Annotated in this window: 12 protein-coding genes; 2 read left to right on the forward strand and 10 right to left on the reverse strand. The window is 45.3% G+C overall.

Features of this window, described 5'->3' with window-relative positions:
- Positions 1 to 14: 14 nt before the first annotated feature.
- The 9 genes from H4K34_RS08970 to H4K34_RS09010 are packed head-to-tail and all read right to left on the reverse strand — an operon-like array spanning position 15 to position 10,741.
- Entirely contained in the window at positions 15 to 734 is a 720-nt protein-coding gene (locus H4K34_RS08970) for a hypothetical protein (protein ID WP_210760485.1), read from the reverse strand.
- Between the two features lie 40 nt (positions 735 to 774).
- Positions 775 to 2,169, reverse strand: coding sequence for an ArnT family glycosyltransferase (locus tag H4K34_RS08975; RefSeq protein ID WP_210760486.1), 1,395 nt, complete (start codon positions 2,167 to 2,169; stop codon positions 775 to 777).
- Entirely contained in the window at positions 2,166 to 3,500 is a 1,335-nt protein-coding gene (locus H4K34_RS08980; RefSeq protein WP_210760487.1) for a hypothetical protein, read from the reverse strand. The genes H4K34_RS08975 and H4K34_RS08980 overlap by 4 nt, the downstream gene beginning before the upstream one ends.
- The gene (locus tag H4K34_RS08985; RefSeq protein WP_210760488.1) at positions 3,501 to 4,157 is read right to left on the reverse strand and encodes a CoA transferase subunit B; all 657 of its coding nucleotides are present in this window, start codon (positions 4,155 to 4,157) and stop codon (positions 3,501 to 3,503) included.
- Between the two features lie 6 nt (positions 4,158 to 4,163).
- Positions 4,164 to 5,891 (reverse strand): hypothetical protein, encoded by a 1,728-nt coding sequence (locus H4K34_RS08990; protein WP_210760489.1) that lies wholly within the window; start codon positions 5,889 to 5,891, stop codon positions 4,164 to 4,166.
- Positions 5,892 to 6,593, reverse strand: coding sequence for a CoA transferase subunit A (locus H4K34_RS08995; RefSeq protein WP_210760490.1), 702 nt, complete (start codon positions 6,591 to 6,593; stop codon positions 5,892 to 5,894). It lies immediately after the preceding gene.
- Between the two features lie 21 nt (positions 6,594 to 6,614).
- On the reverse strand, positions 6,615 to 8,945 hold the full coding sequence (locus H4K34_RS09000; RefSeq protein WP_210760491.1) for a transglycosylase domain-containing protein: 2,331 nt from the start codon (positions 8,943 to 8,945) through the stop codon (positions 6,615 to 6,617).
- Positions 8,926 to 9,420 (reverse strand): gliding motility lipoprotein GldH, encoded by a 495-nt coding sequence (locus H4K34_RS09005; RefSeq protein WP_210760492.1) that lies wholly within the window; start codon positions 9,418 to 9,420, stop codon positions 8,926 to 8,928. The genes H4K34_RS09000 and H4K34_RS09005 overlap by 20 nt, the downstream gene beginning before the upstream one ends.
- Entirely contained in the window at positions 9,404 to 10,741 is a 1,338-nt protein-coding gene (locus tag H4K34_RS09010) for a PSP1 domain-containing protein (protein WP_210760493.1), read from the reverse strand. The genes H4K34_RS09005 and H4K34_RS09010 overlap by 17 nt, the downstream gene beginning before the upstream one ends.
- 133 nt (positions 10,742 to 10,874) lie before the next feature.
- On the opposite strand from H4K34_RS09010, the gene porZ reads away from it, so the two are divergent.
- On the forward strand, positions 10,875 to 13,187 hold the full coding sequence (porZ, locus tag H4K34_RS09015) for a type IX secretion system anionic LPS delivery protein PorZ (RefSeq protein WP_210760494.1): 2,313 nt from the start codon (positions 10,875 to 10,877) through the stop codon (positions 13,185 to 13,187).
- On the forward strand, positions 13,187 to 13,912 hold the full coding sequence (gene recO, locus H4K34_RS09020; protein WP_210760495.1) for a DNA repair protein RecO: 726 nt from the start codon (positions 13,187 to 13,189) through the stop codon (positions 13,910 to 13,912). Before porZ ends, recO begins: the two co-directional genes overlap by 1 nt.
- On the opposite strand, the gene H4K34_RS09025 is transcribed toward recO, so the two are convergent.
- Positions 13,909 to 14,916 carry a DUF4837 family protein gene (locus H4K34_RS09025; RefSeq protein ID WP_210760496.1) on the reverse strand — a complete coding sequence of 336 codons (1,008 nt, stop codon included), beginning with the start codon at positions 14,914 to 14,916 and terminating at the stop codon, positions 13,909 to 13,911. The two genes, recO and H4K34_RS09025, sit on opposite strands and share 4 nt — an antisense overlap.
- Positions 14,917 to 14,920 lie beyond the last annotated feature (4 nt).

Here is a 14,920-nt window from a genome sequence, read left to right on the forward strand (position 1 = left end):
AGTCTTTTAATGGATTAAAATGAAAAGGGGAATTGCAAGGATAGCCCGCCATTAAGAAAGAATATTTGATCAAACTCTGCATTGGAGATGAGGCCTAGATAAGAGCCCACTTTATAATTTAGCATTAGACCCTTTCCAGATCGCCTTTGATTTGATTGATAGTGGCAAGCTATTTCAAAGCTTAGAGGATTTCGGCTTAGTGTAGAAGGTGCGAGGGTATTATTCGTTTCGTAAGTACCTCCATTTATGCCTTCGTAAAGTACATGCATTCTATTCACAAAGCCTATTCCCAAAGAAACCTTAGGAACAAGATAGCCTTTCTTAAAACGAAGCCTTTTCTCGTAATTAAGGTTTAAGCTTATGGCCGCATAGCTTGAACTGAGATACCTGAGATCTGATGGGTATATACCTCCAGATGCTCCGAGCGTGTTAAAGCTTGAGTTTGGATAGGAAGCTTTAGAAAAGATATAAGCAATTCCCAGTCCGAAATAATGGTTTCCGAATCGTACTCTAGGCTCAATTGATAATTGGTTAAAGAGGCTCATAGTGGACTGATGAAACCGTTCTATATCATCTACTCGTAACCTGGTGAAAGCTAAAAAGTCAGTATTGATAAGACCGGCCTTGTATCCTGGACTGAGATCAAAGCTGAAATTCTTTTGAGTAGACTGGCCGCGGGCAATGTTTGCGCTTAAACCCAAAAAAATGGAAATAAGGAATAATTTTAGTTTCACCGGTTCTTAACAGATTTTGAATTGTGTTTAGGTCCTTTCATTAGGGCAGAGGACGTAATTCTTTTTCCCGCCCTTTCTCATCATAAACTATCTGATAGATGGGTCTTTGGCTGGCTTCCATTTTTTGCAGGAAGGCCGTGGGTGTGGATAGATTTAAAACCAAATAATCGCAATAGAACTGTGCTTCAATATTGCTGAATTCCCTTGCCCCGATTAATATCGCATCCGGCGAAAGCCGCCCCTTTAAACTACGGTAGAATTGAGCTCGGGAGTGATTTTCAGGATAACGATCTGCGAAATTCACAAAAGGGAGATAGGCCATTTGAGCCAAGGCTAAGAGCAGAAAACCTAAACTGATGTAGCGCCAAAATGGCTTTTTGGGGCTTAAACTGCTTAGTAGAATCAGCACCAAAGGCAAGGCAATGAAGCTAAAGGCCGGTAATTTGGTTTGAGCCAGACTAAAGAAAACCAGGACGAATCCCACACTAAATACTGCGGCCCGGAATTGTGGCTTGGCTTTCTTCGAGGTTTTATTTAGGATTAAGGCCAAAGGGAATAAGGCAAGCAAAAGAAAGAAGTGACTTCCCCACTGTTGGAAATGAAAATACCAGGGCTGTTGATGGTTTTCGACTACCGCTGCAAAGTGTTCCTGATTAAAGGCGAAGGCGGCTTTTGCTTCGGCCGGAAAAGCCCAAAAAGTATAGATGTGCCAAGGAGCAATCAGAATCAGGCTTAAGCCCAGGGCCCTTAATTTTGGGGCTAAACCCTGAATGCGGCCTTTCTTAAAATCGGCCAGGAACCAGAAGAGAAAGGGCAAGAAACCTGCTAACCATTTTGTGAGGACCGCAGCGGCTATAAAGAGAGATATCAGGATGAGGCGGCCAGTGCTTTTCTTTTGTTGATAGGCTAAAATCATCCAAAAGGCCAGACTAATGCAAGTGATAAAGGCCAGATCATTATGGTCCATACCTTGCCAACCCATCATGAGTTTTAATAGGAAAGGGTTTAAACAGAGACCAGCTGCAATAAAGCTGGCCGTCCATTTTTCGAGGTCCAGGAGGATTTGGATGCGCAGAAAGCTGAAATAAAGCAAGAGCATGGATAAGGCACTGGCGAAGCGAAATTGAAATAAACCGGCCCCCAAGACTTTTAGGAAGAGGGCTTCGATATAGCTGAAAAGTGGGGGTTTATGCAGCCAGATATGACTGTTATACCAAGCACTGCTTGCACTGGCATTTTCAAATACTTCCAGAGGGTATAATTGCCCTATCCAAGGATAGTTTAGCAGGTTTTTAGCGACCAGGGCATGGAAACGCTCATCCCACCAAAAAAGGAAATCGGGCTTTTGGATTAAGTAGAGGAATAAAGCTAGTAGTGCAAGCGGAATGGCACCGTAAATAAAGATGAGCTGCGCCTTGTGTTTTTGCGCCATCATTCCTCTTCCCCTTTCAAAGCCGCATCATAATCGGGTGGGTCGAGGTATTTGTCGTGGTCTTTAACGTAATGGTCGATAAAAAACTGCTTCCAATACAGTTCTTTGCTCATGCTGTCCCAGTGAATAATGGTGCTTTTGTACTGCTTATTCATAAAGATGGACCATACCACTAGGAAGCTGATCACTAAAAAGGCGGGGAGCTTTAACCAAAGTTTTTGCTTTAAAATCCACTGCAAGCTGAAGCCTAAGGCCAGGGCCATAAAAGGTAAAAACTCAATTAAGGGGCGGGCACCAAAGCTACCGCCATACCACCAGCACCACCAGCTAAAGGTGACCCAAAAAGCCAGGAGCAGGGTAAGCACCGTTGCCATTGCTTCTTTGCGATGGGCCTTAAATAGGAAGTAAAAGCCAGGTAAGCTTACAAAGAGTAGGGGGCTGTACACAAACCAGCCTTTGCGGTAGCTGAAGAGGCCCTTCCAAATTTCTGGACTGAGAAAGAAAAACCCTTCTTCGGTATAGGAGTAAATGATCCAGTGGCCGGTCATGTATTTCCAGTAAAAAAGCTGGGGCGATACGGCTATTAAGATCAGTAAAGCGGCAAGGCCACCGTGTATCCACCATTGAATGCCTTTTAAAGGTTTATCCCAAATCAAAAGGAATATGGGGAAGACTAAGGCAATTACATTAGTGGGGCGTATTAAGATGATAAACCCTGCAGCCAGACCCATGATTACTACCTCTTTAATAGAGGGTTTTTTGCGATAGACTTCAAAGCGCCAGAGGACCAAGCTTACCAGGGCAAAGCTGAAAATATGGCTCATGGGCTCCACAAAACTGTAGTGGGGCATATTGGTGCCGGCGAAAATGAGAACTGCCGCAAGGGAGGCAATTCCAGGGCTGAGAAAAGATTGTAAAAAGCGTATCAAGAAATAGAGCCCGGCGAGGGCATAGGCCAAGGCTGCGGCTAGGAGCGCTAAGCGGTAGGGGGCACTAAAGCCATCGGCTTCATAAGTATCGCTAAGGCTGGCATAGAGGTGGCCGGCAAAAAAGAAGGGACTGTATAAAATGGCGGGTCCGGCGGTCATTTTTACAAAGCGATTGCCCTCGGCATCCGTTTTCATATAAAAATGGCGCTTACCCCATTCTTCCACCGGATGCTCAAATTTCAGGTCATCGTAAATGAAAAGCGCCGGGAGATAATGGTAATAGAGAGTAATATCCCAATCGATAGTGGGCTTTTTATTCCAAAAGCGGGAGGAAATAAAAACCAGCAGGCATACCAGAATGAGGAGCTGGTAAATGCGTTCCAGACGAAACCAGCGGGACTTCATTTAGTCCAATTTCATGGTAGGGATATCGCCTTCTACAATCAGGCGTCCTTCGGTGGCGTTGCGTACTTCATCCACACTAATGCCGGGTGCTAATTCACGCAGGTAAAAAGCATTGTCTTTGATATCAAGTACCGCCAAATTGGTCACCACTTTTTTAACGCAACCTACACCGGTAAGAGGTAAGGTACATTTGGTAAGTAGTTTCGACTCCCCTTTTTTATTGGTGTGCATCATGGCCACGATGATATTATCGGCCGAAGCCACTAAATCCATCGCACCCCCCATGCCTTTTACCATTTTACCGGGAATCTTCCAGTTGGCGATATCACCACCTTGAGAAACTTCCATGGCCCCTAAAACGGTCATTTGTACATGCTGTCCGCGGATCATTCCGAAGCTGGTTGCCGAATCGAAAAAGGTGGCACCAGGAAGAGCAGTAATGGTTTGCTTGCCTGCATTAATAAGATCGGCATCCACCTGATCTTCGGTGGGGAATGGCCCCATGCCTAAGATGCCGTTTTCACTTTGAAACTCAACTGAAATGCCTTGAGGAATATAGTTGGCAACCAGGGTGGGGATGCCAATTCCGAGGTTCACATAAAATCCGTCTTGCATTTCTTGAGCAATGCGCTGGGCAATACCGTTCTTATCGAGCATAGGTCTTTAATTAGCGTTTCTAAGTGTGCGCCATTGAGCGTCTTTGAGGCTAAAGGTCTCGGAATGAGGATTCCAGATAAAAACCTTCATTCTCTCCGTTTCCGGAGCCACTGTTCCCAAAACTACAAAAAGCCTCCATTCTTGCCAGCCTGCTTTTGGGCTTAAATAATGACGCGCTTCATAGGCTTCAAAAGCAATGGAATTTCCGTCTTCATCAAAGCTTTGAAAGGCGATGGCCAGTTTATGCAGTGCCTCAGGACTTTGAATGTTAAGCTGGAGCTGAAGGGCTTGGGGAATAGAGTCTTTGGTCCATTCGAAAAGTTGTTTTCCTTCTTGATGATTGCTTAAATTCCGAATGGAGCCGTGGCTTGAATTGGTCCAGAATAAATTCTCCTTTCTTTGGAGAAGGAATAAATTTTCGGAGGGACTGGTAGCGATTAAGTCGTATTTCGGCGAAAGCCGCAAAGGCGCAAAGCTTAAACGGAATTGACTGGCTATGTTTTCCGATTTCTGAAAAGCGGGAATGGCCGCCCCATTTTTAACCTGTAAGTAGTTCCATTGCGGGGCTAAGAGATAAGAGCCACTTAAACTTTGCACTTCTTGATCAGCCAGGGATTGATAGAAGGAATCCGGAATTTGTTCTTTGGACCAGGATCTTGCCAATGAGTGATTAAGCGATATTCTTGGGCTTAAAAACCAGAGGGGAATAAAGCAGGCCAAGATCCAGTAGGCACGACCTAAATAGGCTTTTTGCCAAATTTGGCTGGCTAAGGGGAGCGCGGAGATCAAAGCCCAGAAAGACCAGTACATGAGACCACGGTCAAAGGGGAAGTTTAAGTCTATAAGCCAGTGGCCAAGGATGTAAAAGAGAGGAATAAGCCAATAGGACAAGGCCCAAAACCAGGCAAAGGGCTGGGAAATTTGATCGCGCTTAATCCAAGCTAAAATGAGGATGAAAATTTGAAAAAGGAAAATTGGGATTAAACCGAAATCCACTTGAATAAGGCTGCCTATACTGTCTTGCAGAAAGCCATTTTGACTGCCATAATACAATTGCTGATGCGCTTTTAATTCGAAGCTCATCCAAAGTGCATAGGCAATGGGAATTAGATTCAATGCGAAGAGGAGATAGGTTTTGACGGAGTGATTTTTTCGCCAGAGCACATAAATGTGCATTAAGCTTAGGAAGCCTAAAAGGGGCAGCCAGCTCAGATTACTGAGGATGCCCAGACTGGCAAAAAGTAAAAAGCGCCATGAGGAGGAGAGCTTTCCTTTGGCTTCCAATTGTTGGATATGATAGGCCGCCGCCATCATAAAGGCGAACATTAAGCCATAACCTCTACTATAGGCGAAAAATTCCATGGGATAGCCGGCCGCCAAAAGAGTAAGGAGTCCAACTACCACTAATTCGCGGTTTTTAAAATGGGCTAAAAAGCGCCAGGCATAGCCATAAAAGAGGGGGAAAGCTAGAAGATTAGGAAGCCGCAAAAGCCATTCATCCATGCCGCCTAGGCGATAGACAAGGTGACTTAAAAGGGAATTGAGGAAATGGTTGTTGGCAGACCAATAAGCGCTTCCCGGCCAAAAATTTCCACTTTGGATATAGCTAAAGAAGCTGGTTGCCTCATCAAAAACCAGAGGATTTTGAAAAGCCCGAATCCAGAGAAAAGCCCAGTAAAGCAAGCCTAAAAAAAGCAAGCTCAAATTAAAGGGCTTATGCTGGCGTTTAAACATTTAGGCGGAAGGACGTACCGTGCGCTGCTCGATGCGTTTTTCGTAGTTCACTCCTTCAAAAATGCGTTGTACGAAGATGCCCGGGCAATGAATTTCATTAGGATCTAATTCGCCGGCAGGCACTAACTCTTCTACTTCAGCAATGGTGATTTTACCCGCCATAGCCATTAAGGGGTTAAAGTTGCGGGCGGTGCCTTTAAAGATGAGGTTTCCGGCTTCATCACCTTTCCAGGCTTTTACGAAGGCGAAATCCGCTTCAAAAGCATGTTCCAAGATATGAGGTTTGCCATTAAACCAGCGTACTTCCTTGCCTTCAGCTACTTCAGTACCATAGCCTGCAGGGGTGAAGAATGCGGGAATTCCGGCTCCGGCAGCACGACAGCGTTCCGCCAGGGTACCTTGAGGAATAAGCTCTACCTCCAATTCACCGCTCAGCATTTGCTTTTCAAAAAGGTCGTTTTCACCCACATAGGAGCTGATCATCTTTTTGATCTGACGCGTTTGCAATAGCAGGCCCAATCCAAAATCATCTACACCGGCATTATTACTAATACAGGTAAGGCCTTTTACTCCGCTTTCGCGAATGGCTGAAATGGAATTTTCAGGAATCCCACAGAGGCCAAAACCTCCCAGCATTAAGGTCATATCGTCTTTTAGTCCCTGGGCCGCTTCTTCGGCTCCGCTTACTACTTTACGAATCATATCTAATAATTTTAAGAGGCACTAATCAGGATTAAATTGATCGTGTCCCATGCCATTATCAACATTGGCAGTATCAATGCTGCCCAAAGCTGCTTTATAGCGTTCACAATTCAGTTCAATACTAAGGGGATCGATCGGTTTTTCAAAATCGGCTTTGCTTACTTGTAAGCTTGGATCGGCATAACATTTCTGCATAAATAAGGCCCAAACCGGCAAGGAAACTGTTGCCCCTTGTCCATAATAAGTGGAACCAAAATGAGCAGAGCGATCTTCACAACCACCCCAAACGCCGGTAATTAAATTGGGCACCATACCCATAAACCAGCCATCCGCATTAAACTGAGTAGTTCCGGTTTTACCCGCAATGGGATTGGTGAAATTCCAAGGGAAGCCGGTTACCACATCATTGGAGTAAGAGCCCCAAGCCGAGCGCAAACGAGCACCGGTACCGGAAGCAGTTACGCCTTTTAAAAGATCTAGCACCACATAGGCATCTTGCTCACTCATCACCTCATTGGTGCGAGGACTAATTTCTTGCAGTACCACTCCATTGCGATCTTCAATACGGGTAATAAAGATGGGTTCAGTATACACCCCTTTATTGGCGAAGGTGGTGTAGGCGCCTACAATATCATGCACCGATAGGTCTACTGTTCCTAATGCGATAGAAGGCTGAGTCGGGATTTCATCTTCAATTCCCATTTCATGCATCATTCGGATTACCGGCACAGGACCTACTTGCTTCATTAAATAGGTTGTAACTGTATTTACAGAATTGGCGAGGGCATATTTTAGGGTATATATTCCGCCATATTTATCATCGGAATTTTTGGGGCACCAATCTTTTAACAAGTCGTATTTCCCTTTTTCGATACAGGTTCGCACATTGGGCACCTCAAAACAAGGGGAGTAGCCTTTTTGACGAATGGCGGTAGTATACACAAATGGTTTAAAGAGTGAGCCTACCTGACGTTTTCCTTGACGTACGTGGTCGTACTGGAAATGGCGGAAATCGATACCACCTACCCAGGCTTTAATAAAACCAGTTTGAGGCTCCACCGACATTAATCCGGATTGGTAGAAATGCTTGTAATAGCGAATAGAATCCCAGGGGCTCATTAAAGTATCTACATCTCCACCCCAAGCAAAAACACTCATTTCGATAGGGGTGTGGAATACCTTCATAATACTGTCCATGGAGATATCCTGCTTTTTCATGCGGCGGAACCGCGGAGTTTGTCGCATGGCTTTGCCTAGCAGATCTTCAACTTCACCGGCTGTAAGATAATGGAAGGGCGCTAATTTGCGGTTCTCCTCCATTTTAAAGAATACCCGCTGCAAATTGCTCATATGCTCGGTTACCGCTTCTTCGGCATACTTCTGCATACGAGAGTCGAGGGTAGTGTAGATTTTTAAACCGTCGGTATAAAGGTTGTATTCGCTGCCATCAGGCTTGGGATGTTCTTTAATCCATCGCGCCATATACTGACGTAGGTATTCTCGGAAATAGGTGGCCGTTCCACTGATATGACCTTGACGATTAAATTCCAGTTCAATAGGCAAGGCAGAGAGGGAATCCATTTCAGACTCGGTGATCATCTCATTGCGAAGCATTTGTCCAAAGACCACATTTCTTCTTTGCAAGGCTCGTGGAGCGGTTTGCTCCCGTCGGGGATTGATTTGCCAGGGGTTTTGCAGCATGCCAATAAATAGGGCCGCTTCTTGCAGATTAAGGCTATCTGGTGTTTTGTTAAAATAAGTGGAAGCCGCCGATTTAATCCCCACGGCATCATATACAAAGTCGACCTGGTTGAGGTACATCGCTACAATTTCCTCCTTGGTGTACTGGCGCTCCAATTGAACGGCAATTACCCATTCCTGGAATTTCTGTAAAATTCGTTCAACAACCGAAGACGGAGGGTCATGGAATAACTGTTTAGCCAGCTGTTGGGTAACGGTACTACCCCCACCATTTTGGCCCATTCGAACAATGGCTCTGGCCAAGGCTTCGAAATCGATTCCGCTGTGGCTGTAATAACGCTCATCTTCAGTAGCAACCAGGGCATTAATTAAGTGTGGACTTAATTCGCTGTACTCAATATGGGTGCGATTGTCTTTGAAGAATTTCCCCAGGGTTTCGCCATCCGAGCTAAAGATCTCAGTAGCCACATTGCTCTTAGGGTTTTCAATTTCTTCGAAGGTGGGGAGTTTTCCAAAGGCCCCTAAAGTGGTAAGGCTAACTACAATTACGATGCTTAAGATCCCCAAAAAATAGAGGATCCACATCAAGCGTACCAGCTTGCGGTAATCGTTCTTCGCAGTTCTTTGGGTCTTAGTTTTTCGCTTCGCCATTTTCCTGTTTGTAAATGCTTATGCCAATATCTTCAATGCCGGGAAGAGGATCTTCGCGCATGGCCTGCACAAATTCAAAGCGATAAGTGCCGGCCTTGGTAAAACGCAGAGGTTCTCTTCTGAATACTCTTTGAAAGGTCTTAAGCTCACCCACTCCTTCTCCCAACCATTTACCAAAGGGATCGGCCAGGGTAAGGTTGGCAGTATCACTGTATTCCATGCCTCCCTCTGAATATATTTTCCTGAAAAGGTACAGATTTGAAAAGGGATAATCATTATTCCCCCGCATATTGAAATAGATGAGGTAGGAACTCAGGGTATCCTCAATTTCCACCTCAAAACTGGCAATGCTATCTGCATGCCAACCTTCAGGAGATACGGGCGAATAGCTTTCGTACCAAGGCTTCTCGGAGCAGGCAAAGGCAAGGCTGACCAATAGGCCTAATAGAAATAGCTGCTTAAGACTTCGGAGCATCGTTATTTCCGGGATTGCTGTTTTTACGTCGGCGATTGCGATTATTGCGATTGCGGTTTGTGCCACCACTTTTATTCGGGCTACCGCCTTCTTTCGTGTTGCGAGGCGATGGTGCTTTCGCTTGAGGATTAGCCTTGGCTTCGGGCTTGGGTCCATTGCTTTGCGCATTGGGCTTGCTTCTACCTTTAGCCGGGCGATTACGGCTTTTCCGACGGCGATTATCAGAGCCTCTGCCTTTTTGATCGAAGCGGGTTAGCTCATCCTGACCTACCACATTCTCATAGGCGACACTTTCCTCCGAAGGCTTATTGGCATTAAAATCCGTTAAATTTTCAGGCTTTTCGCCCTTCTCATTTAAGGCCATGATATGCTTTACATCCTCAAGCTTTACGGCTACCCATTCATTCCCTTGGTCAGGAAGGGCATACCACAGTAATTCTTTGAAGATGTCCATTTTCTGGAAGTAAGCCCGGCCCGCTTTGGTTTCCAAATTTTTATTGGTGTCGGGGAAATTCTTGAGGGCGTCTAAATAGGTGTCCAGCTCATAGTTAAGGCAGCACTTTAATTTCCCGCACTGTCCTGCCAATTTGGTCGGATTCAGCGAAAGCTGCTGATACCGGGCCGCGGCAGTGTTAACCGAACGAAAATCCGTAAGCCAGGTGCTGCAACATAATTCGCGGCCACAAGAGCCAATACCCCCAATTTTACCGGCTTCTTGTCGAGTTCCGATTTGGCGCATTTCTACGCGAATCTTAAACTCAGAAGCTAATAGTTTAATCAGCTCACGGAAATCAACCCGTTCATCAGCGATATAGTAAAAAGTAGCCTTGGCATTATCGCCCTGGTACTCTACATCGCTGAGCTTCATATTGAGATTTAGCTCTTTTACAATCTCGCGACTACGTACCATGGTTTCATGCTCTCGATCGCGAGCAGTTTGCCAGATATCAATATCACGCTGATTGGCTTTGCGATATAATTTGCGCACATCCGGAGACTCCGGGCGCAATTTGCGTTTATTCATTTGTAGGCGTACCAGTTCGCCCGTGAGCGAAACAGCGCCTATATCGTGTCCGGGATTTCCTTCTACTGCAACCACATCGCCCATATAGAGGCGAATTTGGCTTGGGTTTTTATAATATTCCTTGCGGCCGTTCTTAAAACGAACTTCGACATATTCAAAAGGAGCGAGGTGCCCCGGTAGTTCCATATCACTTAACCAGTCGAAAACGGTGTGTTTCTCACAACCCTTTACGCCACAAGAGCCATTACTTTTACAGCCTTTGGGAATCCCGCTTGTACTACAACTTCCACATCCCATTGTAAGGTCTCTTTTTTAGGGTCCTTTTTCGCGGACCTGCGCAAAGATACCATTTCACATCTTTGACAATTTGCCGTCCGCAGTATCATTTTTGGCTACTTTTAACGTTTCATTCCCAAAACGGATTTCCCGCATGAGAATTAGCTTAGGGCTGCTCTTCATTTTTGGCACCATTTCCCTCTCTGCACAGGTATCAAATAACCTGGGGGTTTGGGTCGATCATTTCCCTTATACCAAGTCGGTAGACATCGCCGAAAACGACGGTGTGGCCTACGTTGCCACCGAACAAGGTATGTATCGTTATGAGCTTGAAGATCGCAGCATTCACCGTGTTTCCAAGGTTAATGGCTTAAGTGATGTTGGCTTAAGTTGTATTGCCTATAGTGAGCAATTTGATCAATATTTTATTGGCTATGAAAATGGCACCCTCGATATTCTCGATGGGGATGAGATTATCAGTTTTCCCGATATCCGCCTTTCCGGAAATTACAGCGGCTTAAAACGGATTAATCACATTCATGTGATGGATTCTGTGGCTTTTATCGCGACTGATTTTGGGATTGTGGCCTACGATATTGCCCAGGGATTAGTGCGAGAAGCGCCCTATATCATCGGACCTGGAGGTGGTACTTTGGCTGTGTATCAAGTGGAGAATGATGATCAATATTTGTACGCCGCTACTCCCGAAGGTTTGTATAGTGCGCCCCTTAGTTCTGCTAAATTCTTTTTTGGTAATTGGTCGGTAGACCCAGCAATGGCGAGGGAAATTGATCATTTGGCTTATTTCGATGGCAAGCTTTTCGTCAATCGCAATATTCCTCCCAATAATGATTCGATCTGGTATAAAGAGAATGGCAGCTGGACCTTCTTTCCGGCCAACGAAATTTCAGATAATCGGGATTTACGTGAATCGCGAGGGAATCTGGTAGTCGTAAATAATTTTAGTGCTCGTGCTTATGATCCGGCTTTTCAAAGAGTGAAAAACTGGAACAGCACCACCGTTGGTGATACGGCCTTTTCGCCAGTAGCAGCAATTATGGGCAGTCGATCCGATAATTTCTGGATCGCCGATGCGGGTAGCGGAATTTACCAGGTTTTTCAAATTTTCCCGCTCGAGGTAGTTCCCAATAGCCCGGCCACTCGTAATGCTTTTCGCCTTCAACAGGATGAAGGTAAAATATGGGTAGCCCCCGGTGGTTACGATGTGGTGGGTACCCCCGTTTTTAATAATGATGGTATTTTTCACCTCGAAGGATTGAATTGGACCAATTATCCCAATGCCCTCTTTGGTTCATTTAAAGACATCGTTAAAATCCTTCCGCATCCAACAAAAGAGAATCATATCTATGCTTCCAGCTTTGGAAGTGGTTTATTGGAATTGGCCATTGATGGTGAGAGCGTTTCTATAGAGCGCGAAATTAATGAGGCCACTACCGATGGCGCAATGCCTTCCATTAGCGGAAGTGGCGAACATCGGGTGGCGGATATGGATTTGGATGCCGATGGAAATATCTGGTTCAGTAATCCTTTAACCGATCGTCCCTTGGGTGTGATTCGTCCGGATGGAACGGTAGAATGCTATGGTTTAGGTGCCGCTGGTGCCGGTGCCAATGTTTTGAAATTAATGGTTACCTCGGGTGGTCAGGTTTGGCAACAGATTCGGAATAATGGGATTTTAGTAACCCGCCTGGAAGATGGGGTGCCTCAAGAAACGGTGCGTTTAGGGGCCAGTGAGGGAAGTGGCGACCTACCTTCGGAGTCGGTACTTTGCTTTGCAGAAGATCAGGATGGAGAGATTTGGATTGGTACCAATGAGGGCCTAGCCGTACTGTTTAGCCCCGAGAATATCTTTGAGCCCAATCGCAGTTACGATGCTTCAATCCTGGTAATTGATGAAGATGGTGATGGTAATGGGGAGCGCGTGTTAGGCTCGGAAGCCATTAATGATATTGAAGTGGATGGAGCCAATAAGAAGTGGTTCGGAACCGCCAATAATGGAGTGTTCTATACCAATTCTAATGGCCGTACTCAATTGCAGCGTTTCAGTAAAACCAATAGCCCTTTGGCCAGTGATGTGATTTTGGATATTGAAATCGACGATCAAACCGGAATGGTGTACTTTGGAACGGATCAGGGAATTGTTTCCTATCAAGGTCAGGCTACAGCCGGGGAGAAAACCATGAGTGATGTATTTGCCTATCCCAATCCGGTAGAGCCGGGATACAGCGGTCCGATTTTAATTCGTGGCTTGGTAACCAATGCTCAGGTTAAGATTACCGATGTGGAAGGAAATATCGTTTTCGAAACGGTGGCCGAAGGTGGTCAGGCAATTTGGGATGGTAAAAATTTCGATGGACTGAAAGTAGCTTCAGGAATTTATCTGGCCTTTATCAGTGATGATTTAGGTGTTAATACGGAGGTGGCTAAAATCATGATTTTGAATTAATGGCCGAGATTCGGGAGGGCATCGTATTAAGCAGTGTTCCCTATGGTGAAAGCCGCATTATTCTCAATCTTCTTACACCGGATTTAGGAACTATCGGCTTGATCGCTACCCTTTCTAAAAAGGGAAAAAGCGGTTTAAAGAAGGCCCATTTTCAAAACCTCCAGATTCTCGAAATTCAGCATGCTGAGCGGAATAAAGGCGAATTAAAGCGCCTTCAGGATGCCCGCATACTCTATCCTTATCAGCAATTGTATTTTGATCCGGTTTTGTCCTGTATGGCGCTCTTCTTAGCCGAGTTTCTCTACAAGGTATTGCGGGAAGAAGAAGGACATCCGGAACTCTATCGATTTGTACGGAAGGCCCTAATTCAATTGGATTCAGCCGAAACAGGTTTGGCCAATTTCCATTTGGCCTTTTTAATGGAATTAAGCGCGCATTTAGGACTGCGGCCTCAATTGGAAGAAGGTACTGCCCGATATTTCGACTTATTAAATTCTCAATTAAGCATTCAGCCTCCGGATCATGCCCATTTTATTGAAGAAGATGAATTGCAGATTTGGCGTGAGCTTCAAGCCAAAGGAATGGAAAACTACGAGGAGCTGAATATCAAAGGATCCGCTATCCGCCGCAAGGCTCTAGCCAGCTTAATAGATTATTACCGCCTTCATTTACATGATTTTGGTGACTTGAAATCCTTGGCGGTTTTACGCGAAGTACTGGCTTAAAGAATTTCGAGATTGCGAATAATGCTCTCTAATTCGAAAAGACTCTTGCGCTTCTTTTTCTCCGGAGCTAGGATAAAGCTATCGATGTAAATCAATCGATTATTCTCTTCATCGTAAATGGTATAGCTCACAAATGGGCCACCCATAATATCGCCATGCGTACGCCATAAGCCACGCGCTTCAATGCTAAAGCGTCCCTGTACTTCGGTTGGGTTCAATTGCGGTTTTACTAAGTCCTCAGTAATCATATAGCTGCCATCTCTTTGTCCGGGAACATAGAGTTTGGTGAGGCTATCCCTTAGGGGAATAATGTTATTGCCAATAATAGCTTCGTCTGCTGGTAAGTCACCTACGTAAATGATTATACCATTATCGGCCAAAGTGGTGGTTTTCCAATACACTACCACATCGTCTGTAGACACCGAAAGAGCAAAGTCTTTGGGAACATTTAACTTGAGATTGTGCTTGCTGAAAAACTCAGGATACTCTTTATGCGTAAGCGGCCGCATTTTGGTATAGAGACGTTCAGATTCTAAAGCACTGATGCGGGCGTCAATGGCATCATTTTGCTGAAGGGTCAATTTCCGTAAATCCAGTTCGGTGGGAGCGCTCAGGTGACTTACCATTTGGCCACGCGCCCATTTATCCATTTCGAAAACCAGGCTGCTGCTATCAGCATTAGCGTCTAAAAGCACAATATAGCGGGAGCGTTTAAGAAGGTCGCTAAATTCTTTTGGAGCCACCTGACGTACTGTGTAGCGCGGTTCGGGTTGAGGCAGGCCGTAGACCATGCCAATAAAATGTTCTTCGAAAGCTCTACCGGGACCACCGTTCCAAACCTTGTCCTCGGCTACCACCAAAATATCCAGAATACCCCCATTGGCAGGAGGCAGGGTATCATCGTTAAAGATTTTCTCTAAAGCCGACTCTTCACCTTCGGGGCTTGAGCAGGAAATGGTTAAGCTAAGAGCAAGCAGGAATAAGAGGCCGGTTTTTAGTTTCATAGGA

Source organism: Croceimicrobium hydrocarbonivorans, from assembly GCF_014524565.1.
Taxonomy (GTDB): domain Bacteria; phylum Bacteroidota; class Bacteroidia; order Flavobacteriales; family Schleiferiaceae; genus Croceimicrobium; species Croceimicrobium hydrocarbonivorans.

Coding starts and splice junctions, on each gene's coding strand:
- H4K34_RS08975 (WP_210760486.1), bottom strand. CDS start 2,169: ATGATGGCGCAAAAACACAAGGCGCAGCTCATCTTTATTTACGGTGCC.
- H4K34_RS08980 (WP_210760487.1), bottom strand. CDS start 3,500: ATGAAGTCCCGCTGGTTTCGTCTGGAACGCATTTACCAGCTCCTCATT.
- H4K34_RS08985 (WP_210760488.1), bottom strand. CDS start 4,157: ATGCTCGATAAGAACGGTATTGCCCAGCGCATTGCTCAAGAAATGCAA.
- H4K34_RS08990 (WP_210760489.1), bottom strand. CDS start 5,891: ATGTTTAAACGCCAGCATAAGCCCTTTAATTTGAGCTTGCTTTTTTTA.
- H4K34_RS08995 (WP_210760490.1), bottom strand. CDS start 6,593: ATGATTCGTAAAGTAGTAAGCGGAGCCGAAGAAGCGGCCCAGGGACTA.
- H4K34_RS09000 (WP_210760491.1), bottom strand. CDS start 8,945: ATGGCGAAGCGAAAAACTAAGACCCAAAGAACTGCGAAGAACGATTAC.
- H4K34_RS09005 (WP_210760492.1), bottom strand. CDS start 9,420: ATGCTCCGAAGTCTTAAGCAGCTATTTCTATTAGGCCTATTGGTCAGC.
- H4K34_RS09010 (WP_210760493.1), bottom strand. CDS start 10,741: ATGGGATGTGGAAGTTGTAGTACAAGCGGGATTCCCAAAGGCTGTAAA.
- porZ (WP_210760494.1), top strand. CDS start 10,875: ATGAGAATTAGCTTAGGGCTGCTCTTCATTTTTGGCACCATTTCCCTC.
- recO (WP_210760495.1), top strand. CDS start 13,187: ATGGCCGAGATTCGGGAGGGCATCGTATTAAGCAGTGTTCCCTATGGT.
- H4K34_RS09025 (WP_210760496.1), bottom strand. CDS start 14,916: ATGAAACTAAAAACCGGCCTCTTATTCCTGCTTGCTCTTAGCTTAACC.